At 39.7% G+C, this 26,915-nt stretch carries 28 protein-coding genes; 11 read left to right on the top strand and 17 right to left on the bottom strand.

The genetic code is table 11. The features are described from left to right. Positions 1 to 19: 19 nt before the first annotated feature. Positions 20 to 2,866, bottom strand: a complete 2,847-nt coding sequence (locus E4T88_RS11350; RefSeq protein WP_135105542.1) for a TonB-dependent receptor — start codon at positions 2,864 to 2,866, stop codon at positions 20 to 22. Between the two features lie 214 nt (positions 2,867 to 3,080). Between E4T88_RS11350 and E4T88_RS11345 the strand changes: the two genes are divergently transcribed. The 3 genes from E4T88_RS11345 (at position 3,081) to trxB (ending at position 7,376) form a co-directional block, all read left to right on the top strand. Beyond that, on the top strand, positions 3,081 to 5,573 hold the full coding sequence (locus E4T88_RS11345; protein ID WP_135105541.1) for an FtsK/SpoIIIE family DNA translocase: 2,493 nt from the start codon (positions 3,081 to 3,083) through the stop codon (positions 5,571 to 5,573). A gap of 109 nt (positions 5,574 to 5,682) precedes the next feature. After that, positions 5,683 to 6,321 (top strand): outer membrane lipoprotein periplasmic chaperone LolA1, encoded by a 639-nt coding sequence (gene lolA1, locus E4T88_RS11340; protein ID WP_135105540.1) that lies wholly within the window; start codon positions 5,683 to 5,685, stop codon positions 6,319 to 6,321. A gap of 113 nt (positions 6,322 to 6,434) precedes the next feature. Next, positions 6,435 to 7,376, top strand: a complete 942-nt coding sequence (gene trxB / locus E4T88_RS11335; RefSeq protein ID WP_135105539.1) for a thioredoxin-disulfide reductase — start codon at positions 6,435 to 6,437, stop codon at positions 7,374 to 7,376. Positions 7,377 to 7,451: 75 nt separating this feature from the next. Here trxB and ffh read toward each other — a convergent pair whose 3' ends face one another. Then, complete coding sequence (gene ffh, locus E4T88_RS11330) at positions 7,452 to 8,771, bottom strand: signal recognition particle protein (protein ID WP_135105538.1); 1,320 nt, start codon at positions 8,769 to 8,771, stop codon at positions 7,452 to 7,454. Between the two features lie 115 nt (positions 8,772 to 8,886). Between ffh and E4T88_RS11325 the strand changes: the two genes are divergently transcribed. After that, on the top strand, positions 8,887 to 9,606 hold the full coding sequence (locus E4T88_RS11325) for a DUF5131 family protein (protein WP_135105537.1): 720 nt from the start codon (positions 8,887 to 8,889) through the stop codon (positions 9,604 to 9,606). Between the two features lie 234 nt (positions 9,607 to 9,840). Here the strand turns inward: E4T88_RS11325 and E4T88_RS11320 are convergent, their stop codons facing one another. Further along, a complete protein-coding gene (locus E4T88_RS11320) occupies positions 9,841 to 10,449 on the bottom strand; it encodes a porin family protein (RefSeq protein ID WP_135105536.1) in 609 nt (202 codons plus the stop codon). A gap of 252 nt (positions 10,450 to 10,701) precedes the next feature. On the opposite strand from E4T88_RS11320, the gene tatA reads away from it, so the two are divergent. The 4 genes from tatA to E4T88_RS11300 all read left to right on the top strand — a co-directional run bounded on the left by tatA (position 10,702) and on the right by E4T88_RS11300 (position 13,808). Further along, positions 10,702 to 10,893, top strand: coding sequence for a twin-arginine translocase TatA/TatE family subunit (gene tatA, locus E4T88_RS11315; protein ID WP_006841825.1), 192 nt, complete (start codon positions 10,702 to 10,704; stop codon positions 10,891 to 10,893). 101 nt (positions 10,894 to 10,994) lie between these two features. After that, positions 10,995 to 11,417, top strand: a complete 423-nt coding sequence (locus E4T88_RS11310; RefSeq protein WP_135105535.1) for a hypothetical protein — start codon at positions 10,995 to 10,997, stop codon at positions 11,415 to 11,417. A gap of 140 nt (positions 11,418 to 11,557) precedes the next feature. Beyond that, a complete protein-coding gene (locus E4T88_RS11305) occupies positions 11,558 to 12,847 on the top strand; it encodes a hypothetical protein (protein WP_135105534.1) in 1,290 nt (429 codons plus the stop codon). A 10-nt stretch (positions 12,848 to 12,857) separates the two neighbouring features. Beyond that, positions 12,858 to 13,808 carry an NAD(P)-dependent oxidoreductase gene (locus tag E4T88_RS11300; protein WP_135105533.1) on the top strand — a complete coding sequence of 317 codons (951 nt, stop codon included), beginning with the start codon at positions 12,858 to 12,860 and terminating at the stop codon, positions 13,806 to 13,808. On the opposite strand, the gene E4T88_RS11295 is transcribed toward E4T88_RS11300, so the two are convergent. The 6 genes from E4T88_RS11295 to E4T88_RS11270 form a co-directional block, all read right to left on the bottom strand. Then, positions 13,809 to 14,306: a low molecular weight protein-tyrosine-phosphatase gene (locus tag E4T88_RS11295; protein WP_135105532.1), complete on the bottom strand. Its 498-nt coding sequence runs from the start codon at positions 14,304 to 14,306 to the stop codon at positions 13,809 to 13,811. Positions 14,307 to 14,608: 302 nt separating this feature from the next. Next, positions 14,609 to 15,265 (bottom strand): helix-turn-helix transcriptional regulator, encoded by a 657-nt coding sequence (locus tag E4T88_RS11290; RefSeq protein WP_135105531.1) that lies wholly within the window; start codon positions 15,263 to 15,265, stop codon positions 14,609 to 14,611. Between the two features lie 33 nt (positions 15,266 to 15,298). Next, positions 15,299 to 16,117, bottom strand: a complete 819-nt coding sequence (locus E4T88_RS11285) for an alpha/beta hydrolase (protein ID WP_135105530.1) — start codon at positions 16,115 to 16,117, stop codon at positions 15,299 to 15,301. Positions 16,118 to 16,134: 17 nt separating this feature from the next. Continuing rightward, positions 16,135 to 17,271, bottom strand: a complete 1,137-nt coding sequence (locus tag E4T88_RS11280) for a glycerate kinase (RefSeq protein WP_135105529.1) — start codon at positions 17,269 to 17,271, stop codon at positions 16,135 to 16,137. A gap of 20 nt (positions 17,272 to 17,291) precedes the next feature. Then, positions 17,292 to 17,720 (bottom strand): DUF2147 domain-containing protein, encoded by a 429-nt coding sequence (locus tag E4T88_RS11275; protein WP_135105528.1) that lies wholly within the window; start codon positions 17,718 to 17,720, stop codon positions 17,292 to 17,294. A 112-nt stretch (positions 17,721 to 17,832) separates the two neighbouring features. Then, positions 17,833 to 18,876 (bottom strand): lysylphosphatidylglycerol synthase transmembrane domain-containing protein, encoded by a 1,044-nt coding sequence (locus E4T88_RS11270; protein ID WP_135105527.1) that lies wholly within the window; start codon positions 18,874 to 18,876, stop codon positions 17,833 to 17,835. Between the two features lie 99 nt (positions 18,877 to 18,975). Between E4T88_RS11270 and E4T88_RS11265 the strand changes: the two genes are divergently transcribed. From E4T88_RS11265 to pbpC, 3 genes are read left to right on the top strand one after another with little or no spacing between them, the layout of a single operon-like run. Beyond that, positions 18,976 to 19,404: a C-GCAxxG-C-C family protein gene (locus tag E4T88_RS11265; RefSeq protein ID WP_228093887.1), complete on the top strand. Its 429-nt coding sequence runs from the start codon at positions 18,976 to 18,978 to the stop codon at positions 19,402 to 19,404. Beyond that, a complete protein-coding gene (locus E4T88_RS11260; protein ID WP_135105525.1) occupies positions 19,401 to 19,919 on the top strand; it encodes a GNAT family N-acetyltransferase in 519 nt (172 codons plus the stop codon). The genes E4T88_RS11265 and E4T88_RS11260 overlap by 4 nt, the downstream gene beginning before the upstream one ends. After that, positions 19,912 to 22,305, top strand: coding sequence for a penicillin-binding protein 1C (gene pbpC / locus E4T88_RS11255; protein ID WP_135105524.1), 2,394 nt, complete (start codon positions 19,912 to 19,914; stop codon positions 22,303 to 22,305). The genes E4T88_RS11260 and pbpC overlap by 8 nt, the downstream gene beginning before the upstream one ends. Positions 22,306 to 22,593: 288 nt before the next feature. Here pbpC and rplQ read toward each other — a convergent pair whose 3' ends face one another. The 8 genes from rplQ to map all read right to left on the bottom strand — a co-directional run bounded on the left by rplQ (position 22,594) and on the right by map (position 26,914). Beyond that, a complete protein-coding gene (gene rplQ, locus E4T88_RS11250) occupies positions 22,594 to 23,208 on the bottom strand; it encodes a 50S ribosomal protein L17 (RefSeq protein WP_135105523.1) in 615 nt (204 codons plus the stop codon). Positions 23,209 to 23,216: 8 nt separating this feature from the next. Beyond that, positions 23,217 to 24,209, bottom strand: a complete 993-nt coding sequence (locus tag E4T88_RS11245) for a DNA-directed RNA polymerase subunit alpha (RefSeq protein WP_006841811.1) — start codon at positions 24,207 to 24,209, stop codon at positions 23,217 to 23,219. Between the two features lie 8 nt (positions 24,210 to 24,217). Further along, entirely contained in the window at positions 24,218 to 24,826 is a 609-nt protein-coding gene (gene rpsD, locus E4T88_RS11240) for a 30S ribosomal protein S4 (protein ID WP_006841810.1), read from the bottom strand. 105 nt (positions 24,827 to 24,931) lie between these two features. Then, on the bottom strand, positions 24,932 to 25,321 hold the full coding sequence (gene rpsK / locus E4T88_RS11235) for a 30S ribosomal protein S11 (protein WP_006841809.1): 390 nt from the start codon (positions 25,319 to 25,321) through the stop codon (positions 24,932 to 24,934). 10 nt (positions 25,322 to 25,331) lie between these two features. After that, positions 25,332 to 25,712: a 30S ribosomal protein S13 gene (gene rpsM, locus E4T88_RS11230; RefSeq protein WP_135105522.1), complete on the bottom strand. Its 381-nt coding sequence runs from the start codon at positions 25,710 to 25,712 to the stop codon at positions 25,332 to 25,334. A gap of 33 nt (positions 25,713 to 25,745) precedes the next feature. Beyond that, complete coding sequence (ykgO, locus tag E4T88_RS11225; RefSeq protein ID WP_006841807.1) at positions 25,746 to 25,862, bottom strand: type B 50S ribosomal protein L36; 117 nt, start codon at positions 25,860 to 25,862, stop codon at positions 25,746 to 25,748. Positions 25,863 to 25,876: 14 nt separating this feature from the next. Beyond that, complete coding sequence (gene infA, locus E4T88_RS11220) at positions 25,877 to 26,095, bottom strand: translation initiation factor IF-1 (protein ID WP_006841806.1); 219 nt, start codon at positions 26,093 to 26,095, stop codon at positions 25,877 to 25,879. A gap of 18 nt (positions 26,096 to 26,113) precedes the next feature. Then, a complete protein-coding gene (gene map, locus E4T88_RS11215; RefSeq protein WP_135105521.1) occupies positions 26,114 to 26,914 on the bottom strand; it encodes a type I methionyl aminopeptidase in 801 nt (266 codons plus the stop codon). Between the last annotated feature and the right edge of the window lies 1 nt (position 26,915).

Genomic DNA, 26,915 nt, shown 5'->3' with positions numbered 1-26,915 from the left:
GATTTTCTTTTTTGTGTATTTAAAACACTATAGGGCCTCCTCCCGGATGACCTCCGGGGCCTCTACCTCCCCAGCCTCTATCTCCTCCATCCATATCTTCTCTTTTTGTACCTTTTCCAAAGATCTGGAACTTATACACAAAATTGACCATGAAGTAGCTGTTGATCGTATTAGATATGGACTCCTGTATATATAATGCATTTTGATCGATATTTATATTACTCCTCTGCTGTAAGATGTCATATATTTTAAAGCGCAACAGAGCATTTCCTGTATACTTATTTTTAAATATACCTTTTAGCATCGAATCCATATTATAAGTTAACGAAGCATTCCACAACCACTCGTTCAACTTATATCCGCTAGTATAACCCGAGTTAGTCGAATATTGAATATCGGATTGCAAAGTGAGCCCCAAAGGTAAATAAGTGGTGAAGTCACCCTTCGCTCCATAATTAAATGTCTCTCTGTCCTGATCGGTTGAAATGGTATTTTTTATATTGTTATATCCGAAGTTACCGCCGATATTCAACAAAAAGCGAGCATCACTCAACGTTCTTATCTGATCATCAAGAGAGCCGGTGCGAAACTGCAATGTCATATTTTCTCTAAAGTTATATGTATCCGCCTTATTTTCTTTTGCATTTATAAATGTAGTGCTGCGAGCATATCTACCCATTGTGAATGTATTAATCGAAAACTTCTTATTTCGCAGAGGAGTATTATATGTCACTCCCATAAATCCATCCATATTACCATCCACATTCTTATAAGTCATTTCACGTCCCTGATCCTTGTATGTAGAAACGTTTACGATAGCATCCATCGTATAATTGAAATTTGTAAAGACTGATAAGTTAGAGTTTCTGTTTGTGTTGAAATTCTGATATCGTCCTCTCAAACTATGTTGAAAACTTGGTTTCAAATCGGGATTACCATAAGTAACATCAAATCCGCTTTGAGAGATAATACCATCATATAGCTGGGTTGTGGTAGGCTGCGATGTTCTTCCGCTATAATCTACTCGAAGTGTGTTTCTTCTATCCCATTTATAATTAAACTGAGCATTAGGAGCAAAACTTAGCGAATTACGTGGCTTTATATCTTTTTCCGGTTGCCCGGGCTGAAAAATACTAGTCTTAGATCTAGATGGTTCTAATCCAACGCCCAATGTATAGTCAAATTTCTCTCTAATCGATTTAAAATTCAGAGAGACATTTTGATTAAGGAAATCATTCTTCACATTGCGTGTATATTCTTCCGCTATCACATTATAATTTCCTTCAGCATCTTTATTGTATGCCTTGCGGTCAGTTTCAGAATGATTGTTACGTACATTATAAGTTAATTGCAAAAAATTGTTTCTACCCAAAGGCTCTACATACGAAACAAATGCACGCCAGTTATAACCTTTGTCATCTTGCAATGACTTTTGATCCCTGATCGAATCATTCTTAAGAGGGTCTGCATAGATAGAATGAGAGTAATCATAGCCTTCGCTATCCGAATTATTCAGACCTCCCGAAAAACTGAAACTCAATACTCGTCCCCGACTATTCAACTTACGACTGACATCAAGGTTACCACTTAAGGAAAGACCTTTCCCATCAACCGTATTCCAAGACGATTCCTTGTAGTCTCTCTCAGGATTATCGGCAAATGAAGTTTCACTCTCTGCTGTCTGATCATTTATGTTCTTATTGTATTGAATATTGGGTCTGAAAACGATCTTTGTCAATGAATCGGGAGTCCATTCGAAGCGAAAATTTGCACCGAAATTATCACTTTTATTATTCCCAAGAGAATTTCCGTTTTGTGTTTGGCTCGTTCCTGTAAATCTTCTGCTTGTAATACTAGACACATCATTATCAACAGAGCCATACCGAACATTTCCTCCATATTTTAGCTTGTCCGAATACTCAGTAGCAAAGTTAAACCCTCCATTCAGTGTTTTTGCAACTCCATTGTTCGCTCCGAATCTCAGTCGTCCTCCGCCTCGTCCACTAAATGCACTCGAGGCAAAATCTGAGAAACTGGCATTATTTGTATTATTTAATCCTCCTAACAGTGTAAACTGAGTATTATCGCGCATGTAATTAAATACCCCATTTGCCTCATAACGCTTTTTACTTCCATAGCCGACATAAGTATCGCCCATAAAACCCTGCTTCATACCTTTCTTTATCGTTAGATTGATCACGGTTTCGTCATCACCATCATCAAAGCCGGTCATCTGAGACATGTCAGATTTACGATCAAGCACCTGAAGCTTATCTATAATATTAGCGGGCAAACTTTTAGATGCAACTTTGGGATCATCGCTGAAAAATTCTTTTCCGTCTACAAGGAATTTCTTTACTTCCCTTCCGTTGATCGTTATTTTTCCATTCTCATCTATTTCAGCTCCGGGCATTCGTTTTATCATATCTTCTACCACATCGCTTTGCTGGGCTTTATACGAGTCGGCATTGTATTCTATGGTATCGCCTTTCACTTGTACCTCTATAGCCTTAGCTTCCACTACAGCCTCCCCAAGCATAATAGCATCTTCCTTCATGTATATATCTCCTAGGGACACAGACTTTTGGGCATTTGCTTTGAAGTACTGATCAGTATATCCGATAAATGATATTTGAGCAATATAGCGTCCTTGTCTGACTCCTACGCTGAATTTTCCATTCTCGTCCGTCACTGTACCAGTTACATACGCACTATCTCTAGCATTTAGGATTCTTATACTGGCCATCTCTATCGGCTCTTTCATTTCATTGTCGAATACTGTTCCTGTTATCGCTGTGGTCTGCGATTGTGCACTCAATCCTAAAAATGCACATAGAAATAAAAGTATGGGGATATTCCTTTTCATTTTCCTTTTAATTATTTTTGACTGATTTCTGTGACTGGCAAAACATTAAAAGGTTTAATTATATTTCTATTTTTTATAAATCTTTTTATTTTACTATCTTTTTATATCTTTATAAAAGAAGAAACAGCAAGGATAATCTTTCTGAAAAAGAGTTATCTTTGTATCGAAGATAACCTACTTAAAAGAAAAATAAAAAGCTTTACCGCTTCACTATATGGCAAAAAAAACAGTCAGGAAAAAGAAAACTCAAGATAAAAGAACCTCTTTCATCGAATTCATAAAAAAAGAGCGTACAAAATTCTTATTGGGAGTCTGTCTCTCATTTTTTGGGGCATACATACTACTGGGAGAAATATCATTTTTCTTTACAGGTGCTGCCGACCAAAGCAAGGTAACAAATAAATTCTTTCTTGATCTTATTTCTCACAAACAGGAAATAAGCAACTGGACAGGCGTTGTAGGTGCATTCGTAGCAGAAAAGCTTATAAACAATTGGTTTGGAGTATTCTCTTTGCTTATACCTGTATATCTCATCCTGATGGGCTTGAAACTGATGCGTGTCGTCAACATTTCAGCTATCCGTTCATTCCTGCTTATGGCTTATGCCCTTGTGTGGGGTTCTATTACATGTGCTTTTATTTCCAGACTGATAAACGACGGAAGCAACATCCTTTGGGGTGGTCGTCACGGAATGTGGGTAGAAAGAATACTGGAAGCCGCATTGGGTATACCAGGCGTTATTATGATTATCATTCTTCTACTCATTATATTCCTTATCATTACAAAGAAAGCTTCTATGGAATTCTTCCGTGGTCTATTTAAGAACCCACTAAAAAACTCTAATCAGGAGGAAGAAAATATAATTGAAGAGGAAGAAGAGGTATATGAAGAAGAGCTTCCGGCTGAAGAAAAGAAAAGCTGGTTTAGCTTTCTAAGGAGAAAGAAAAAAGAGGATGATCAATCGCCCGAAACGGAGGACTTCGGGGAGGACTTCATATTGCCTACAACTACAACAAAGGATAAGAAAACAAAGGACAAGCCGGCAACCTCGATGAAGATAGACAACGACTTCGAGATTGTTATCCCTGAGGATGAAGAATTTACTCCTACACAAAACACATTTACTCCTCCGGTAAATCCTCAGCCGCTTACAAATACGGAAAATGTTCCGGATTTCTTGCCCGAAGGCGAAGAGATGGAAGAATACGATCCGACCAAAGATCTATCCAACTTCCATTTTCCATCTACAGAATTGCTGAAAATATATGACATGACAGGCAAAGGAGTGGATATGGAGGAACAGAATGCCAACAAGAGTAAGATCATCACGACCTTACAAAATTATGGCATCGAGATCACATCCATCAAAGCAACTGTAGGACCTACAATCACCCTATACGAAATAGTACCAAAAGCAGGTGTACGTATCTCAAAGATCCGCAACCTTGAAGATGACATAGCTCTTAGCCTCTCGGCTCTGGGTATACGTATTATTGCCCCTATGCCGGGTAAAGGAACGATAGGAATTGAGGTCCCGAACAAAGATCCTCAAATAGTATCCATGCAATCTGTAATTGCCTCTCGCAAATTTCAGGAATGTGCTTTCGATCTCCCCGTTGCTTTAGGGAAGACAATCACGAATGAGATTTTCATGTTCGACCTATGCAAGATGCCTCACTTACTGGTAGCAGGGGCAACAGGACAAGGAAAATCGGTAGGTTTGAATGCCATAATAACTTCGTTACTATACAAAAAGCATCCGGCCGAAATGAAGATGGTGTTAGTTGACCCAAAGATGGTGGAGTTCAATATTTATTCAAGAATAGAGAAACACTATCTGGCAAAACTCCCTGACGCAGAAAAAGCAATTATCACCGATGTTACCAAAGTAACTCAGACGCTAAACTCTCTGACTAAAGAGATGGATGATCGTTATGAGCTGCTTATGAATGCCGGAGTGCGTAATATAAAAGAATACAATGAGAAGTTCCGCAAACGCCGACTAAACCCATTGAAAGGACACCGCTTTCTCCCCTATCTGGTTATTATCATCGACGAGTTTGGAGACCTGATAATGACTGCCGGAAAAGAGATAGAAATGCCTATCGCCCGTATTGCCCAAAAGGCTCGTGCTGTGGGTATGCACATGGTGATAGCAACACAACGTCCGACAACAAATATCATTACAGGAACTATAAAAGCGAACTTCCCTGCCCGTATGGCTTTCCGTGTCACTTCACAGATCGACTCCCGCACGATACTTGACATGTCGGGTGCCAATCAATTGATCGGACGTGGAGATATGCTCTTCTCACAGGGCAGTGACCTTGTACGTATCCAGTGCGCCTTCGTCGACACTCCTGAAGTAGAGGGCATAGCTCAATATATAGGAAACCAACAGGGTTATTCGAGCGCATTCGAACTACCCGAATATATAGGAGAAATGGGTGAAGACAAAGTTGGAAATATCGACCTCAACGATCGAGACCCATTATTTGAAGAAGCTGCACGTCTTCTCGTAGTTCACCAGCAAGGATCTACATCGCTAATACAGCGTAAATTCTCTATCGGATACAACCGTGCAGGTCGCCTGATGGATCAACTGGAAGCAGCAGGGATAGTAGGACCAACGCAAGGAAGCAAAGCTCGTGATGTTCTTATTGCTGACGAATACAGTTTAGAACAGAAGTTAAATTCATTTGGCTAAGCCTCCTTAATGGTCAATATCATTCTGCCGAAAAAAAAGAATAGGCTAGTTTAATATTTAAACCTTTAATGAATAACAAAGTCAAAAAGGCTAAACAATATAACAAAAGATGAAAACAAAGTTACTTTCTCTTATATCACTGTTAGCATTCACATTGAGTATTTCTGCACAAGATGCACGATCGATCTTAGACAAAGCTGCCGAAACATACAACAAAGCCGGAGGGGTTGTAGCAAGCTTTACTTTAGACTCTAAAGACACAAAGGCTAAATTGGTATATAGCTACGATGGTAAGGCTTATATGAAGGGAGACAAATTCAAGATAGAAATACCCGATGCTATTACTTGGTTCGACGGTAAAACACAATGGGTGTATGTAAAAGATACTGAAGAGGTAAACATCAGCAATCCTACAGGTGCAGAGCTACAAGGAATAAGCCCTTCTATGCTTTTCAGTATTTATAAGAAAGGCTATAATCTATCCTACAAAGGAGAAAAAAGAACAGGAGGAAAAACCGTTTTGGAAATAGAACTGATTCCCCAAAAGAAGAATGCAGACATCACCAAAATATTGGTACAAATAGATAAAGCCAGCAATGTATTCTCAAAGATCACACTGACAGATAAAGCCGGCATACAAAATATCTTATCTATAAAAAGCTATCAAACAGGAACTAATATTTCCGATGCTACTTTTTCTTTCAATAAGAAAGATTATCCTAGTGCAGAAATAGTAGACCTTAGATAACATAGATTGTGTTTATCGTTACATAGAAAATACGAACCGAATAACCTTTGAGGATATAAGCAAATTCTATATCTTTGTATAAAATATAAACAAAACATATAAAAATATAAAACATGAACGAAAAAGTACGTTGCCTCATTATTGGCTCAGGACCTGCGGGATACACTGCAGCTATTTATGCGTCGAGAGCAAATCTTTCTCCGGTACTATATGAAGGAATACAACCCGGAGGACAATTAACAACAACTACCGAGGTTGAAAACTTCCCGGGATATCCTGAAGGTATTACCGGCCCCGAACTGATGGAAGACCTAAAAAAACAGGCTACACGCTTTGGCGCTGATATACGCTTTGGCATAGCTACAGCGGCAGACTTCTCTTCTCATCCACACAAAGTAACTATCGACGGCGAAAAGGTGATTGAAGCAGATACTGTTATTATAGCAACAGGTGCGAGTGCCAAATACTTAGGTCTATCAGACGAAACTAAATATGCTGGCATGGGCGTTTCTGCTTGTGCTACATGCGACGGATTCTTCTATCGCAAGAAGGTTGTAGCCGTTGTTGGTGGTGGAGACACTGCTTGTGAAGAAGCTATCTATCTGGCTGGACTAGCCGAGAAAGTGTATCTTATTGTACGTAAAGCACATCTGCGTGCATCGAAGGTAATGCAAGACAGAGCTATGCAAAATCCTAAAATAGAGATCTTATTCGAATGTAACGCTACAGGACTATTTGGCGAAAATGGCGTAGAAGGTGTACATGTAGTAAGACACCTAGGAGAACCAAACGAAGAAAAGTTCGATATCAAAATCGACGGATTCTTCCTTGCTATAGGACACAAGCCAAATACTGACATATTCAAGGCGCAGCTTAACCTCGACCCTGTAGGATATATCATTACAACACCAGGTACTCCGAAAACAGGAGTAGAAGGCGTTTTTGCCGCAGGAGACGTAGCCGACCCCATATATCGTCAAGCTATTACAGCTGCCGGAAGTGGTTGTCAAGCTGCGATAGAAGCAGAAAGATACTTAAGCGAAAAAGGCCTGTAAGGCATCTATATACTAAAAAAGAAAATCCGGATCGTATGATCCGGATTTTCTTTTTATATATCATTCTATAAAGAATTACCTTCTCATATTCGGCATTTTGCCACCCTTCATCTGAGTCATCATCTTCATCATCTTACGAGTCTGGTCAAACTGCTTGATAAGCTTATTCACCTCTTGGATAGATGTTCCGCTACCTTTAGCGATACGCTCACGGCGGCTTCCGTTCAAGATCTCAGGAGTTGAACGCTCTTTGGGTGTCATCGAATAAATAATAGCTTCGATACTCTTGAAAGCATCATCGTCAATATCCATATCTTTAATAGCCTTACCAACTCCCGGAATCATAGACGCCAAATCCTTCAGGTTACCCATCTTTTTGATTTGCTGTATTTGTCCGATAAAGTCGTTGAAGTCAAACTGATTCTTTGCTATTTTCTTTTGCAGGCGACGAGCTTCTTCTTCATCGTATTGCTCCTGTGCTCTTTCTACGAGTGAAACGATGTCACCCATACCCAAGATACGGTCTGCCATACGCTCAGGGTGGAATACATCCAATGCGTCCATCTTTTCGCCTGTACCCACAAACTTGATTGGCTTGTCTACAACCGAGCGGATAGAAAGCGCAGCACCACCACGCGTATCACCATCGAGCTTGGTAAGTACTACCCCGTCGAAGTTGAGCCTGTCATTAAATTCCTTCGCAGTATTCACCGCATCCTGTCCCGTCATGGAGTCTACTACAAAGAGAATCTCATCAGGTTTCACAGCATCTTTAATCGCTGTGATCTCTTTCATCATCTCCTCATCAATAGCCAAACGTCCGGCGGTATCGACGATGACAAGGTCATGCCCATTTTGCTTTGCATGCTTAATTGCATTTTGAGCGATCTGTACCGGGTTCTTGCTTCCCTCTTCCCAATATACAGGAACTTCGATTTGCTCTCCTAATATCTTCAACTGTTCGATCGCAGCAGGACGGTAAACGTCTCCGGCTACAAGTAACGGATTCTTACCTTTCTTAGACTTCAGCATCTTGGCAAGCTTACCTGAGAAAGTAGTCTTACCCGAACCCTGAAGACCCGACATAAGGATTACAGCCGGATTGCCTTTCAGATGAACATCTGTAGCGGTTCCACCCATCAAGGAAGCAAGTTCGTCATGAACTATCTTCACCATCAATTGCTCAGGCTTAACGGCAGTAAGCACATTCTGCCCCATTGCCTTTTCCTTCACAGTCTCGGTAAACTGTTTTGCTGTCTTATAGTTTACGTCGGCATCTAATAAAGCACGGCGAACATCCTTTAGGGTTTCCGCAACATTTATTTCGGTGATTTTACCTTCACCCTTCAGTATCTTAAACGAGCGCTCTAATCTATTACTTAAACTTTCGAACATATTATATGGTTGTTATTTATAATCAATTTACATGGGTGCACAAAGATATAAACTTTTGGTATAAAGTGAAAAACTCACTATGCTTTTCTTATATTTGAAGTCACAAAGAATGATTATGTCAGCACTATGGAATCCGTGGCACGGCTGTCACAAGATAAGCGAAGGTTGCAAACACTGCTATGTGTATCGTGGTGATGCAAGACGAGGCATAGACAGCACGATTGTAACCCAAACAAAAAGCTTCGATGTACCCATCCGGAAAAAGAGAAACGGAGAATACAAAATACCATCCGGCACAGAAGTATATACCTGTTTCACATCCGACTTCTTCAACAAAGACGCAGATCAATGGCGTCCCGAAGCTTGGCGAATGATACGGGAACGAAGCGACCTAACCTTTCTGATGATAACCAAACGCATCGATCGGCTGACAGTAGGGCTTCCCGACGATTGGGGCGATGGCTACGACAATGTCACCATTTGCTGCACCGTAGAAAATCAAGACAGAGCCGATTACAGGCTACCTATTTACAAAGCTGCTCCCATCAAACACAAAATGATTATATGCGAACCTCTCTTGGAAAGGATAGACCTGAACCCTTACATCGGGTCATGGGTAGAGCATATTACAGCCGGAGGCGAATCGGGTCAAGATGCACGCCCTTGCAATTTCGACTGGATTATGGAACTGCACAAGCTATGTATAGCGAATAACATATCATTCTGGTTTAAGCAAACCGGTTCGCGACTGATAAAAGATGGCAGGCTCTATAATGTTCCCAGAAGACTGCAACATGCTCAGGCACGCAAAGCCGGAATCAACTATAAACCATAAAAAGTGTCGATAAAAGTCTAAAAAGTGACAATTCAGCCAAAGACATATTCACTAAATATCAGCTACTTACAATCAAAAAGTGACAAAAGTGACACTTTTAAGCATGTTTTAAAGTGCCACCTTTTGTCACCCTGTTATATCAAAGAACTCTCTCTTATTAGATAAACTTTATAGCTGAAAATGCAAAAAGTAAATCAAGACAGATAGTTCTTAATAAGCTTACAATAGAACGGATCAGAATTTATATCCTACACTGATATATGCAGCCCGATTTTTGATTTTAGTATCTTTAAACACTTTAGTTAATCCATGATCGGCACCAAGGCTAACATTTATTTTATTTAAAAATTCAACACCTACAGCTCCGCCAATTCCAAAATCGAAACGATTGGTATCATCCCCAAAGAAATCCTGATCTTCAAATAGTTTTGCATCTGATTTTATTTTTCCCCCTACTCCATAAGCCAAATACGGCCCTGCACGGAATACGAGTTTAGTCCCGGGTGTTAAATCCAGTTTATATCCGGCATGTATAGGCAATTGAATATACATCGAATTATAGGTAACTTTATCCTTCGTGCCGGAAACATTAACTGGTACATTTTTACCCTTGGTTCCTTTCGTCGTAAACTCAAGTCCCGACATCAAATAAAAACTACTTGGTAATGCAAGCTCGGCAGTTAGCCCAATATTGAAACCAACCTTATTATCATCATCTACATTTTGCAACTCGGACAAATTCATTCCGGCCTTTACTCCTAGAGATACAGGCAATTGTGCAAACATACTAACGCTTGTTACCAAAGCAACGAGCAAAGCAAAAGAAATTTTAATAATTCTCATAATATTAATAAATTAGTTCTGGTTCTTAAGCACCCTAAATTAGACAAATAATTCTATTTGACAAAAAATCGGATATAAAGAAAGCTTCATCAGCACCATGTTTTTTATAGTATATACCGTAAAAAAGCCGACGGACTTCGTCACCCCAGTATAATAAAACCTTTATTTAAAAGATGTAAAAAGTTATCAAGAATAATTTTATTCTGACTACTTTAGCAATCTAAATGTATAACGATATAAATTAATAGCCAGATGAACACTCTTTTATTTTTAGGAAACTTAGGAACCGGAGAAATCATCATCATTGCCATTGTTGTTTTACTATTGTTTGGAGGAAAGAAAATTCCTGAACTCATGAAAGGATTGGGTAAAGGAGTAAAAAGCTTCAAAGATGGTGTAAATGGCCTTGAAGACGATATAAACGGAACTTCTGAAAACAAGTAATAATTTCTCAGAAAATTATTCTTTTGATATAGGCCCGGATTAGTTATAATCCGGGTTTTTCGATTTGTAAACAAAAGCGTTTTATTTCTGTTTTAAGTAATATGGATATATGTATAGATTTTGACGGGACATGTGTAACACATGAGTTCCCGAATATAGGAAAAGATATTGGCGCAATCCCTGTTTTGAAAGAACTAACGGATAAGGGGCATCGGCTGATACTCTTTACGATGCGCAGCGACCGCAAAAAGAAGAAAAAAATAAATGGCGAGGAGGTCATCGTTGAAGAAAACGTACTGACAGAAGCCGTAAAATGGTTTGAAGATAATGGCATACCTTTGTATGGCATCCAGAAAAATCCGACCCAGCGGTTTTGGACATCATCGCCCAAGGCCTATGGACATCTTTACATAGATGATGCGGCTCTGGGTTGCCCACTTGTTTTAGATGATCCCACATCTGATAGACCCTATATAGATTGGGTTCGAATAAGGGAAATACTGGTGGATTCGGGTGTTTTATAAATAAAGCAAGTTATAAAAAAGAATTGCTCTCGCATTCTCATTTTCTTTTTTTCACTACAGAGTAAAAAGTGTCACACAGAGATCTTTCAATACAAGAAATACGTCATTATTTTTTACCAACTACTTAATTCCTGTATAAAATGGGCAGAAGAATATTATTTACCATCTTAATGTTTGTTTCTCTAGGCTCTTTCGGTCAAGAGAAAATGGCTTTACGCACTGATGAGGCGAATGTATACTTTAAGGAAGCAGAAGTTGCGGCAAAGAAAAGTAAGAACCTTTGGGGTAAAAATATCTTTGGTCCTATCATGTTGATTAATCCGGCAACGAAAGAAATCTATGCGAATGTACAAGACTCGTTAGGCGAACTAAAACAAGACAATCATATCTATACCGGAATTTTCTCCAAAAAGGAAAATATCGCTAATACTTCTATCCGATGGAACGGAACAGATTGGGCTACAGTGATGCTGCCTTTGCCCGAAAATAAATATGATCGAATAAGTTTATTGCTTCATGAACGGTTCCATGTTGTGCAACCGAAACTGGGGTTTAGCCAAAGTAATGGTAACTGTGCTCATCTTGACAGTAAAGATGGCCGTATATACTTACGATTAGAATTAGAGGCTCTTAAAAAAGCAGTTTCGGCATCGACAACATCCCAGATTAATGAGCATATGACGAATGTATTTATATTCAGAAAATACAGGCAATCTCTTTTCCCCGGGGCGGATATTGAGGAAAATAAATTAGAGATCAATGAAGGTCTTGCCGAATATACAGGCGAAGCAAGTTGTGGAAGACCCGAAAAACAAAAGGGAGAACACTTTGTGAAGAACATTGATAGATCTATGAAAAATCCCACTTTTGTACGCTCTTTCGCCTATCAGACGATCCCTGCCTATGGTTATTTATTGGATAAGAGGAAGCAAGGGTGGAACAGAAGTATAAATGATAATACCAATCTCAGTAATTTTCTTATTGATGCTTTTCAAGTGAAAATTCCTTCAAATTTGAAGGATGTCGTGAATCAAATTGCGGACTCATATAATGGCACGGAGATAACAAATGAAGAGATAATCCGCGAAGAAAAAAACCAGAAACTTATAGTAGAATACAAATCCAAATTTATCGAACAGCCTCATTTCGAAATAAGATTGAAAAAGATGAGGATAAACTTTGACCCACGTAACATTATGCCTCTTGAAAATAAAGGGACTGTATACCCTAACGTTAGAGTTATAGATGAATGGGGCACATTAACAGTTACCGATGGAGCATTAGTAAGTTCGGATTGGAAAACAATCACAATAACAAACCCGACCAATATGGATGGATATAAATTATCGGGGAATGGTTGGACGTTAGAGTTAAACAAAGGGTACTCAGTAGTTATCACAAACGGAAACTTTGGTTTGAAAAAAGATTAAAAACATTAAGATGAAAAAGATATTGATGGGGCATAATTTCAAACGGGAAGATTTTGCCGGACTTGAAGGAAAGTTTATCATTATATACCCCGAAAACAAGCTGTTCACAAAAGATGAAATTTTGGAACGGATATCCGACATAGACGTATTCGTCCCTAATTTTTCGTTTCAGACAGATGCAGAGATTATAGATAAGGCAAAAAACCTAAAACTGATAGCCAACTATGGTGTAGGGTATAACAATATAGATGTGGAATACGCAGCCTCGAAAGGCATTGCCGTAACCAATACTCCCCAATCGGTACTAGAGCCCACAGCCGAGTTGTGCTTTGCCCTGATGATGGCAACAGCTCGTAAAGTAGCTTATTACAATCACAAGCTGCACTCAGGCGTCAGGCTCGATTGGAGTATATATGGAGATTTGGGTGTTTCGCTTTATGGGCAAACGCTTGGTATATATGGCATGGGGCGTATCGGGCAGGCGGTTGCACGCAGAGCCTTAGCATCGGGCATGAACATCATTTATCATAATAGGAACAGGCTGCCAAAAGACATTGAAGAGAAGTATAACGCCACCTATGTAGATTTCGACACACTCCTCAAAGAGTCGGACGTGGTATCGCTTAATGCACCTGCTACACCCGAGACTTATCACCTGATGGGAGAAGCCGAATTCAAGAAAATGAAAAACAGTGCTATACTTATCAATACTGCCCGTGGGCAACTGGTAGACGAGAAAGCCCTTGCTACAGCCTTGAAAACAGGAAAAATATATGCGGCTGGCCTTGATGTGTTCGAAAAAGAGCCTAAGATTTTCCCGGAACTATTGGAATTGGATAATGCCATTCTGTCCCCTCATGCCGGGACAGGCACTTATAGCGCACGGCGGGATATGGCTCACGAAGTGGTAAAAAATATAATCAACTTCTTTGAAGGAGGGCAAATAGATAAGGTGAATTAGTTACAATTCACCTTTCTTTATTTTATTCAACAACCCATCGCAAGAGTCTTCCAGCAGATCGAGAACCAGCTCGAAGCCGTCAGCGCCAGAGTAGTAAGGGTCGGGTACGTGATCGTGTACAAAGTCTTGCGAAAAATCCATCATACGGTATACTTTCTTTTCCGATTCCAAGTCGGGTGCCAGTCGCATTACATCACGATGATTGTTGTCGTCCATCACCAAAATAAGATCAAAATTATCGAAGTCGTTCACCGTAAACTTACGAGACAAAGAATCCAGCGTATACCCTCTCCTTGTTGCATGCTTTCTCATTCGCAAGTCGGGCAATTCATCGATATGATATCCTGACGTTCCCGCCGAATCAGCTGTAATTTTATCACTTAACCCCTGCTCTTTTACCATCGTCTTGAAAATTCCTTCCGCAGCAGGAGAACGGCAGATATTTCCCAAACAGACGAAGAGTACTTTATATTCCTTTTGATTGTCAATATTTTGCATCTATTCTTTCGTTTTGGTTTATATTAATCGATTAATAACGATTTATACAAAGATATAATTATTTGCTTAGTACGCTAATTAAAGCACTTTTTTAGAACATATGACAAATAAATTTCGTTTGGGAATGGAAGTGTAGACTCTATTAATATTAAGTAATCAGAAAAAAGGTTAGTATCTGCACATTCTTTTTGTCATGCTGAGGTAAAGAAGTATCTATATTTAGCGACAAAGATCCTTCCTCCGTCGGGATGACAAAAGAGTAACTAAACAAAAGGAGTGTATGAATAAATATTATCTGAGAATCAGATATAATACTCTGCCATATCAATCAGTCCTGCACGCATCGCATATTTCGTTGCTTCGTGCACATTGTTTACTTCCAGCTTGCGGAAGATATTCTTACGGTGGGTAATGATAGTATGAAAGCTAAGATTGCGATTCGCCGCAATTTCTTTTGTGGTACGCCCTATGGCTATTTCTTTCAGTATTTCTTTTTCTGTAGAGGTCAATATATGATCCACAGTATCGGTAGGAGCTTTCTGTGCTTGCAGTAATTGGTTGGCAACCCTTGCACAAATAAAACGTTCGCCCCTTAATACATGAGCCAGTGCAATATTTATCTCGTCGAGCCCCGACGACTTGAGCACAATACTGTAGGCTTCACTTGTAGATGTCAATCTGCGCAGAAACTCATAGCTCAGTTCTTCGGAGAATAACAACCAATTTACATGCGAAAAACGATAACCTACATTCAGCAAATCATCTACGCTTATAAAATCAGACAGGGTATAATCCAGTATCACAACGGCTTCGGGGTGAGAGCTCAACAATCTTACCAATTCGGATTTGCTTTCCGTGAAAAGTACCGAAGAGGCTTTTTTTGTCTCACCTACCAGCGTCTCCATCCCGATACGGGTTATACCTTGCCGGTCTACGATTATAACATCTTTCTGTTCCATTTATTCATTTGATGCAAAGAACAGTAAAGTTAGTTATTTCTGCTTAAAAAACTTATAAAAAAATAGCATTTGATAATCAATCGCGTTATTCCAGTATTCGCCGGTATGTCCTCCCGGACGAACGATATAATCATGATTAATATTTCGATATACCATTTCTTTATGCAATTGCTCGTTTACCTGATAGAAGAAGTCGTCTGTTCCGCAATCGAAAATAATAGATAACGAACCCGGTTCTATCTTATCCAGTTGATTGATTACCGTATGGCTATTCCACAACTCGGAGTTCTCTTTATACGAACCTATACGTAATTTCATATCCCAGTTGTTTGGAAAAGGACGTATATCTACACCTCCGCTCATCGACCCGCATGCACCAAAAACATCGGGATGGTTTATACCTAGCCACAAACCTCCATGACCACCCATACTAAGCCCTGTTATCGCACGACCTTTGGGTGAGGTAATTGTTTTATAATTTTGGTCGATATACTGCACCAATTCTTTGCTCACATAGGTCTCAAACTGAAATTTAGGATCGATAGGGCTATCCCAATACCAACTATTCTGTCCATCGGGGCAAACAACGATCATCCCCAATCGGGTAGCATCTTGTGGTAGTGTTGGTTTGAGCGACACCCACGAATCATAACGTCCCGAGTAGCCATGCAGAAGATACAGCACAGGATATTTAACCGTACCATCCTTCTTATATCCATCAGGAAGAATTATTACATTTTTTATACTTCGGTTCATTTTAGGACTGAATACCTCAATTGTATCCACAGTCTGAGCCTGTACAGAACACAAAGCAAAGATTGCAAGTAAAAATAAAACAGCTTGTTTTTTCATAATATTTTAGTCAATAATTATAGTTCATGCTTCGTCAAGAGGTTTGCAATAGCCTGCTCTACATACTCCTCTCCTCTTTTCATCGATTCCTCCAGGGAAACACTTTCAGGTTTAATCGGAATTATAAAATCAAAGACAGAAGCATACAACTCCTGCGCTCCTTTTTCCAGATCTCCTGCAATAGCTATTACTTTTTTCCCTTCCGCTCGTGTTAGTTGAGCGACACCATAAGGTGTTTTCCCATATTGGGTTTGAGAATCTATTTTACCTTCACCGGTAAATACCACATCAGCCTTTTTTATTGCAGCTTTAAGATTAGTATAGTCTATTACAATATCGATGCCTTTCTGCAAACGTGCATTTGTAAACGTTAGCAATCCGGCTCCGAGACCTCCGGCAGCACCGGCTCCCGGTACATCTTTCACTTCTCTGCCCAGTTGATTTTTAATCACTTCTGCATAGTGTAGCAAGGCATCGTCCAGCGCACTTACCATTTCCGCAGTAGCTCCTTTCTGCGGTGCGAAAACAAAAGAGGCTCCGTTTTCTCCACACAAAGGATTGGATACATCACAGGCTACCTCAATATCTATATCTTGCAATCGCTTATCTATAGATGAGACGTCTATCTTCGCCAATTCTCGGAGAGCTAATCCGCCAAACGGCAGATCTTTATTTTCCTTATCAAGAAATCTGACCCCTAACGCTTGGGCGAAGCCTGCGCCACCATCATTGGTAGCGCTACCTCCTATTCCCAATATTATTTTTGTTACACCTCTGTTGAGACAAGCCTTAACCAACTCACCTGTACCGTATGTAGTGGTCACAAGTGGATTGCGGCTACCGTTATCTATCAAGTAAAGCCCACTTGCCGAAGCCATCTCAATAACGGCAGTAGATCCATCACCCAGAATTCCATATTTAGCAGAGACTGCCGATCCCAACGGACCCGTTACAGGCTCTTCATATATCTTACCGTCGGTAGCATCTACCAAAGATTGCACAGTTCCCTCTCCTCCATCTGCCATTGGTATTTTGATGCATATTGCTTCAGGGTAGATTCTTTTTATACCTCTTTCCATCGCATCACACACTTGCTTGGCTGTCATGGAACCTTTAAACGAATCGGGAGCTAATACAAAAATTGGGTTTTTCACAGATTAGCAACTTCGTAGATTTACTTCACTCTTGTCCAGACCTGTGTTCTTCCAAAAGCTGAAATGCCTACATAGCCTCTTACTTTCAGTTTATCGTTTCCGTCAAGCGATACGGTACATTTGTACAGTTTGCCATTCGAAGGGTCTAGTATCTTTCCGTCATTATATTCTTTACCATCTTTAGATAAGCCTTTTAGAATCTCAAGACCAAGAACCGGCTTGTCTTTATCAGCCCCCGAACAGTCTTTACATTTTATATCTTTCTTGGCAGGATTGAGTATCTCGATCACTTTTCCATAGATTTTACCACCACGTTCGGTAATTTCTACAATCGATTTAGCTTCTTTGGTTTCATCATCAAATGTTTTCCATTTACCAACCACAGATTGTGCATTTGCAGTAAGTATAGAAATAAAGAACGCCGACAGCAATATTAGTTTTAATTTCATACAATAATTTTTTAATTGGTTATTCGTTTGCGAAAATAGTCAAAAATAAAGAATAGTTTATTTTGAAACTTTCTAAAAGTGAAGTCTGAAATAATAAATATTGTAAAGAGATTTAGTTCTCCTCCTTTTCTTGTTGTTTTCCAAAAGATTTCTTCACCCACCGAGGAACAATCAATGCCCCCACCAACAGGTAATTATAATAGGTAAGCAATCGCCACAAGAGGATCATCAACGGCACAACCCCTACTAATGGTATAAATTCGCTCAGGTATTCTTTAAAGATAAACTCACTGAAACCGCTTCCTCCGGGTGTCGGACTTACTACCATCATAATCCACATCACAAACTGGCGGGCAAAGATAAGCAGGTTGTCATGCACAGTAAAGAATGCCATAAAGATAGCATTGACTACCAGGTATCGTGAACCCCAAGACAAGATGGTAGCGAGTATCAGAGGCCACCAAAAAGAGATGCCTTTTCCTCGTATTTCTCTGGAACTAATAACGAGATCATCGCCCGCCTTCACTGCACTTTTGTGCCATCGCCTCAAAAAAGGCAATCGAAAGAACTTAATAATAAGCCAACGTATTGCCTGAGGTCTAAAAAACAGCCCAATTATCAGCAGTGTACACAGAACCATTTTTATGATATAGGCTACTGCAAACAAGACCAATACGCCGTTACCAAGGGCCGAATGATCGGAAAATAAAGTATCGAAAGGGATAAAAAGAAGTAGAATAGGAAATGTAACAACAAAGTACATTTCGTCGAGCAACAACGTAACAAAAACCATTGCCGTACTTCGCCCGACAGGAATTTTCTCTTTTGTCAAGAAAACAACAGCCATTGTAGAACCTCCTACTACCGAAGGTGTTATTGCCGAACCGAATTCAGCCAATAGAGTGACTTTGATACATTGCATCCACGACAATTGTTTTTCGGTAAGATAGCGATAACGGATTGTAAAGCCGATATCACGCCCCAACATAAAACAAAAGGCAATACATATCCAGAATACAGTATGTTCTGTAATGGATATCTGTTTGAGATCAGACATATCAAACTCGCGGCTAAGCATGTATATGATAACTCCTATACCGATGAAGGTAGGGAGCAATATCTTCCATATACTAAATCCTTGAGATTCTTTTTCCATATTTAAAATCTGAAAACGTACAAAAATAAGAAAACATTTCGTCTTTTTCTTTTCTTTCGTACATTTACATAGCCGAACTCTTAATAACAAATGAACGATATGCAAAACAGAGTAGAAAAAGCAATCGCTTTATTCAACAGCGGTTATAATTGCGCTCAAGCTGTTTTTACAGCTTATGCGGATATATATGGTATCGATCCTGAAACAGCTCTGAAACTATCCTGTACATTCGGAGGCGGAATGGCCGGTACTCGCGAAATGTGCGGAGCTGTATCCGCCATGACAATGATAGCCGGGCTGGAGACAGGAACGGCAAAAGCCAACGATCAGGAAGGGAAACAATATTCATTTGATAAGGCACAATACCTAATGAATGAATTTAAGAAAGAAAACAAATCAGTCATCTGTCAGAATCTCTTACTCGAATTGGAGAAAGAACCCGAACCTGCCGATGGTAAAAAACGATGTTCTAAATTCATTAAGTTATCCGCCGAACTTATCGAAGAACATTTAATCAGAAAGAAATGAATTTTGCTCTACACTCGGAAAGGATAAAACTAAGAGCAATCTTAAAAACCGATACTGAGGCCATATACAATTATCGCTCGTTACCCGAAGTTGCCAAATATCAATATTGGGAACCTTTTACCATGGAACAAGCACACGATTTTGTCAGCCGATGCTGTAATCCTGATTTGGACGAAGAAGATCAATGGATAGGCTTGGCTATCGTGTATCAGGGAAAAGTGATAGGTGATTGCGCTTTCAAGATTAGCGAAAATATAGCAGAAGTCGGTTGCAATATTTCGCCCGAGTATCAGGGTATGGGGCTCGCAAGAGAATCATTGAGCATTCTTATTCGTTATTTCCTTAAAAATAAAGATGTAAAAGAAATAATAGGGATCACTGATTCAAGAAATATCGCTTCTGTCAGGTTGATGCAATCGTTGGGCATGGTTAAAGTTCCGGACTTCGAAACCCGGTTAGTTTGCAAAGGCGAAAATTGCATCGAACACAAATATGCTATAAGAATACATGATTGAACAATATATACAAAAGAGCAAAGCTTTTATTTTCCGCTTATGGGAGAAGTATAAAGGAGCAAAAAAGAAATACCAAATAGGGATTCCCATTTGTCTCATTCTTCTAGTGTGGTATATATTTTGTTTGCCTTCTCCGCTATTCCATGTACCATATAGTACAGTTGTATCCGACAGGCACGAAGAACTACTTGGAGCACGTATTGCAGACGATCAACAATGGCGTTTTCCCACAAGCGATTCTATCCCTGAAAAATATAAGATCTGTTTGATAGAGTTCGAAGATCAACACTTTCTTGCACATTGGGGAGTAAACCCTTTAGCAATAGCACGTGCTATAAAACAGAATATCAGCAGCGGAAAAATCAGGAGCGGAGCAAGTACCATCACCATGCAAACCATCCGTCTGTCTCGGAAAGAGAATCGTACATTCGGAGAGAAGTTTATAGAGATGATATTGGCTACACGCCTCGAATTTTCATACTCCAAAGACGAGATACTCAATCTGTATGCATCTCATGCTCCGATGGGAGGAAATGTGGTAGGAATTGACGCTGCATCGTGGCGATACTTCGGACATCAGGCGGCAACACTATCATGGGCAGAAGCAGCAACCCTCGCCGTGCTCCCCAATTCTCCGAGCCTGATGCACTTCGGTAAAAACAGAGATAAGCTTCTGAACAAAAGAAACAAGTTACTGGAAACACTTCATCAGCGAGGTATTATAGAGAAAATAGACTACGAACTGGCAGTGGGCGAACCCTTACCCTTTCAGCCTTATGCCCTGCCACAGATAACGCCGCACCTGGTTACCCGCATATACAAAGAGGATGGAGGTAAACATATAACAACGACCATAGATAAATACCAACAGGAGCAGACAGAAGCTATTCTTAACCGTTGGAATGCAGAATTTGCCCAAAATGGAATTAAAAATATAGCAGCAATAGTTTTCGATGTAGAAAAGAATGAGGTTGTCGCCTATTGCGGGAACGTTGACTTCGAGAAGGATATCTCCGCCAATCAGGTAGACATTATACAAGCGCCTCGCAGTACAGGCAGTATACTCAAGCCTTTTCTCTATTGTGCTATGTTGCAAGAGGGAGAATTACTCCCCAATCAACTCCTACCCGACATACCGATCAATATAGGAGGGTTTGCGCCCAAGAACTTCAGCTTGCAATACGATGGGGCCGTTTATGCCTCCGAGGCCCTTGCACGCTCTCTGAACGTCCCGTTTGTCGTATCTCTACGCAACTATAGCATACCCAAATTCTATAACCTGCTAAAAAAAGCGGGAATGACTACACTCAACCGTTCTGCCGACAACTATGGTCTGTCTCTTATATTAGGTGGTGCTGAAGGGAAACTATGGGATATAAGCTCTATGTACCTCAGTATGGCGCAGCAATTAAACTTTTATAACGAAGACGGCAGATATTATGAAATGGGTCAACCCTCTTATATACTGAATAAAAATAATGGAGAGAAAGGCGATCGTATCGGGAATCCGTTATTTTCGGCAGGAGCAATCTGGCAAACATTCGACGCACTGACAAACCTGAACCGCCCCGAAGAAATAGACTGGCGGTCGATACCATCTATACAAAAAATAGCATGGAAAACGGGAACCAGCTTTGGATTTCGCGACGGATGGGCTGTAGGCGTAAATCCCAAATATGTAGTTGGCGTCTGGGTTGGAAATTCTGACGGAGAAGGACGTCCCGGGCTAACAGGTGCTCGTACTGCGGGCATGGTGATGTTCGACATATTCAGCTCATTACCGCAAAGCCGTTGGTTCGAAAGACCTGATCGAGATCTTGTAAGAGCAGAGATATGCCACGAAAGCGGATTCTTGAAAAGCATGAATTGCCCGGAAACAGAAATAGATACGATGTGGATTTGTAAAAAAGGGCTGGAAGCAAAGCCATGCCCATATCATAAACTTGTACACCTATCGGAGGATATGCGTTATCAGGTTTACGAAAACTGCGCAGGCAGTAGAGGTATTATACATACATCATGGTTCATTCTACCTCCATCGTGGGAATGGTACTACAAAGAGCAGCACCCTTCTTATCGTTCTCTACCTCCTTATTCTCCCGAATGCATCAAAGATTCGGATGTGAAACCCATGGAGTTTATTTATCCTTTCCCTAATGCCCTCATTTCACTACCTAAACAGCTGGATGGCTCTCCCGGACAACTTGTATTTGAACTGGCTCACAGAAATCCTCAGAGCCGTGTGTTCTGGCATCTTGATGGGCAATATATAGGAGAAACTGAAATCTTTCACAAAAAAGAATATATTCCTGAAAAAGGAGAGCATACTTTGACTGTAGTAGACGATACCGGAGCTAGTCTTTCCACAAAATTCACAATAAAATAAAAAAATAAATACACCACAAAAAACCTATACAACAATTAGTTATATAATTAAATGAAAAATATTTTATTTTTTGCAGCATTTCTATGCAACGTTTTTAAAAGAAATGCATCTTTATAATATATTTTTTTAGAGACTTCTCAGCCTTCATACAAAACACAGTGTACAAAAACTATATTAAAAAGAAATCGCAATTTAAAATATGCCCATATTAAAAACTGCGATTTAAAAAATAAAAAAAGTATCTGGGGTTCCAGATACTTTTTTTATTTTATATAAAAGAGTAATTTCTTACTCTTCTTCTTTTTTAGGTTCTTCTGCAACCGGAGCTTCTGGCGCAGCAGTTTCTTCAACTACCGGCAAAGTTTCTGGCGCAACTTCCAAAGCTTCTACTTCTTCAGCTTTTTCTACCTTTTCTGCTTTTTCAGCTTTCGCTTTTTTTGCAGTTTCTTTAGCTTCTACAGCAGGAGCATCATCCTCTTTTTTCTTCGAACGACGAGTTCTACCTTTAGATGCAGCTTTCTTCTCTTTCAACATGTTTTCGTTATAGTCTACTAATTCGATAAAACACATTGAAGCATTGTCACCTAAACGATTACCTGTCTTGATGATACGTGTATAACCTCCCGGACGGTCGGCTATCTTCTGCGAGATATTTTGGAACAGTTCTGTCACAGCAGCTTTGCTCTGAAGTTCCTGAAAAACCAAACGTCTCGATTGAGTTGTATCTTCTTTTGACTTAGTAATAATAGGCTCAACCACTTTTCTCAAAGCTTTCGCCTTTGCTACAGTCGTAAAGATGCGCTTATTAGGACTAAGTAACAAAGAAGTACACATATTGGATAACATCGCATTTCTGTGTGCACTTTTACGTCCTAAATGATTAATTTTTTTATTATGTCTCATGTCGCTTATTAATCTTTATCTAATTTATATTTAGAAATATCCATACCGAATGAAAGGCTCAGGCTATCCAATAACTCATCAAGCTCGGTAAGCGATTTTTTACCGAAGTTTCTGAATTTAAGAAGGTCATTCTTATTGAACTGAACCAATTCGCCAAGTGTTTCCACTTCTGCTGACTTCAGACAGTTAAGTGCACGAACCGAAAGGTTCATATCAGATAACTTAGTCTTAAGCAACTGGCGCATGTGCAGGATTTCTTCATCAAACTCTTCGTTACCATCTACTTCGTTTTGTTCAAGAAGAATCTTTTCGTCAGAGAACAACATAAAGTGATGGATAAGGATTTTAGCTGCTTCTTTCAAAGCATCTTTTGGATGAATAGACCCGTCGGTTGCTATTTCTATTACTAATTTCTCATAGTCCGTCTTCTGCTCTACACGATAGTTTTCTATCGCATATTTTACATTACGGATGGGAGTATAAATAGAATCGATAGCTATAACATTAACATCGTCGGACAGACTACGATTTTCATCAGCAGGTACATACCCACGGCCTTTGTTAATATTCAATTCTATTTGGAAGCTTGCACTTTTGTCTAGGTGACAAATTACAAGATCAGGGTTTAATACTTCAAATCCTGACAGATGCTTCCCTATATCTCCAGCTTTGAATACTTCGGTACCTGAGACAGTAATACTTACCTTTTCTGTTTCAATCTCTTCTACGATTTGCTTGAATCGAACTTGTTTCAAGTTCAATATTATATTCGTTACATCTTCTATAACACCCGGTACGGTTGCAAATTCATGTTCGACACCGTCGATTTTTATAGAAGTGATAGCAAAACCTTCAAGAGATGAAAGCAGAATACGGCGTAAAGCATTACCCACGGTAATACCATACCCGGGTTCTAACGGACGAAATTCGAATTTTCCGAAGAAATCATCCGCTTCTAACATCAATACTTTATCCGGTTTTTGAAATGCTAATATAGCCATGAATTTAATTAATTTTTAGAATACAACTCTACGATCAACTGTTCTTTAATGTTTTCAGGGATATCCGCTCTTTCAGGAAGATGTAAGAATTTTCCTGTCATCGTAGCTTGATCCCACTCGATCCAAGGGTATTTGCTATGGTTAAAACCAGATAGTGCTTCGCCTACTACTTCAAGTGATTTTGATTTTTCGCGAACACCTACCAATTGGCCTGGTTTTAGTGAATATGAAGGAATATTTACCACAGATCCGTCTACTACAATATGACGGTGAGAAACAAGCTGACGTGCTGCTGCTCTTGTCGGAGCTATTCCTAGACGGAATACAACATTATCTAATCTTGATTCTAACATCTGAAGTAATACTTCCCCTGTGATTCCACGTGAAGCAAGAGCTCTGTCAAACATATTACGGAACTGTCTTTCAAGTACTCCGTATGTATATTTTGCTTTTTGCTTTTCACGTAATTGAATACCGTACTCGGACGATTTCTTTTTTCTTCCGTTACCATGTTGTCCCGGAGGATAGTTCTTTTTTGAGAGAACTTTATCAGGTCCGAATATTGGCTCTCCGAATTTACGGGCGATTTTTGATTTTGGTCCAGTATATCTTGCCATTTTCTTTCTAATTAATAATGAAATGAAGCTAAAATTGTGCAGCCGCGACTACAGAGAGGGTTTTTGTAATCAAATCACAATTTAAGATCCAATTTTTAAATTTGATTAAACTCTTCTGTGTTTTGGAGGACGACATCCGTTGTGAGGAAGTGGAGTAACGTCAACGATTTCTGTTACTTCGATTCCTGCTGCATGGATAGTACGGATAGCAGACTCACGTCCGTTGCCCGGTCCTTTTACGTATACTTTCACCTTTCTTAGTCCAAGGTCAAATGCTACTTTAGCACAATCCTGTGCTGCCATCTGAGCTGCGTAAGGAGTGTTCTTTTTTGAGCTTCTGAAACCCATCTTCCCTGCCGATGACCAGCTGATAACCTGCCCATCATTGTTTGTAAGCGATATAATGATATTGTTGAAAGAAGAATGCACATGAGCCTGGCCAATTGCATCCACCTTAACATTTCTCTTTTTCGCTGCGACTGTTTTTTTTGCCATATCAAATTAATTATTTTGTAGCTTTTTTCTTGTTAGCAACAGTTTTCTTTCTACCCTTACGTGTACGGGCATTGTTCTTAGTACTTTGACCTCTCAATGGTAAACCGATACGATGACGGATACCTCTGTAACAACCTATATCCATCAATCGCTTGATGTTTAGCTGTACTTCCGAACGCAAGTCTCCTTCTACTTTAAACTGAGCAGCGATGATTTCACGCACAGCTCCGGCCTGATCATCGTTCCAGTCTTTTACCTTGATATCTTTATCAATACCTGCTTCAGCAAGGATTTTGTTAGCAGAGCTACGTCCGATACCATAAATGTATGTCAAGGCAATCTCGCCTCTCTTATTTTGTGGTAAATCGACCCCAACTATTCTTATTGCCATATATTTTTTAGATTAATTTGCAAAATTAATAAATTATCCCTGACGTTGTTTGAACTTAGGATTTTTTTTGTTTATCACGTATAAGCGACCTTTTCTTCTGACAATCTTGCAGTCAGCAGTACGCTTCTTAATTGATGCTCTTACTTTCATATCTTATGTTTTTTTTATTTGTATCTGAATGAAATCCGTCCTTTTGTTAAATCATAAGGAGACATCTCTACACGTACCTTATCTCCTGGAAGTATTTTAATGTAATGCATACGCATCTTTCCTGAGATATGTGCTGTGATTTCGTGACCGTTTTCGAGTTCTACACGAAACATAGCGTTTGATAGTGCTTCAACTATAACTCCGTCTTGTTCTATTGCCGATTGTTTAGCCATAAATAAATAAAAGGTTTTTTAAATTGCGTTACTTCCTAAAACAGCTTCTACAAATTCAAATGTAGATAATATGTCTGCTTTCCCCTGACGAATAGCGACTGTATGCTCAAAGTGAGCCGAAGGTTTACGGTCACGAGTTCTTATAGTCCACCCATCATTTTCGAAAACGACATTCTTGCTTCCCATATTAATCATCGGTTCTATGGCGATGCACATACCTTTTTTCAACAAAGGGCCTGTACCTCGTTTACCATAGTTAGGAACCTCGGGTGCTTCGTGCATCTTACGACCTATACCATGTCCAACCAGTTCGCGAACGACCGAATAGCCACGTTTCTCGCAATATGTCTGCACAGCCTCACCGATATCTCCTATACGATTACCTTCTACCGCTTTTTCTATACCCATATAAAGAGATTCTTTTGTTGTCCGCAACAAAGCTTTCACATCTTCCGCAACTTCTCCTACACAAAATGTATAGGCCGAATCGCCACAAAATCCGTTCTTCTCAGTACCGCAATCAACAGAGATCACATCTCCATCTTTAAGAATATAATCAGTAGGGAAACCGTGTACCACCTGATCGTTTACCGAAGCACATATAGCACCCGGAAAATCTACGGTTCCCGGAGCACCCTTGTATCCTAAGAAAGAAGGGATTGCTCCGTGATCGTATATAAATTCTTTAGCAATTTTATCTAACTGAGCAGGAGTTACCCCCGGCTTAATATGTTTAGCTACCTCGCCCAGGGTCATACCCACCAGGCGGTTAGCTTCACGCATCAATTCAATTTCTTCGTCTGTTTTCAGGAATATCATT

Source organism: Dysgonomonas mossii (genome assembly GCF_004569505.1).
Classification (GTDB): Bacteria; Bacteroidota; Bacteroidia; order Bacteroidales; family Dysgonomonadaceae; genus Dysgonomonas.
The sequence above is the reverse complement of the archived record's forward strand: the minus strand, read 5'-3'. Positions and strand labels throughout refer to the sequence as shown.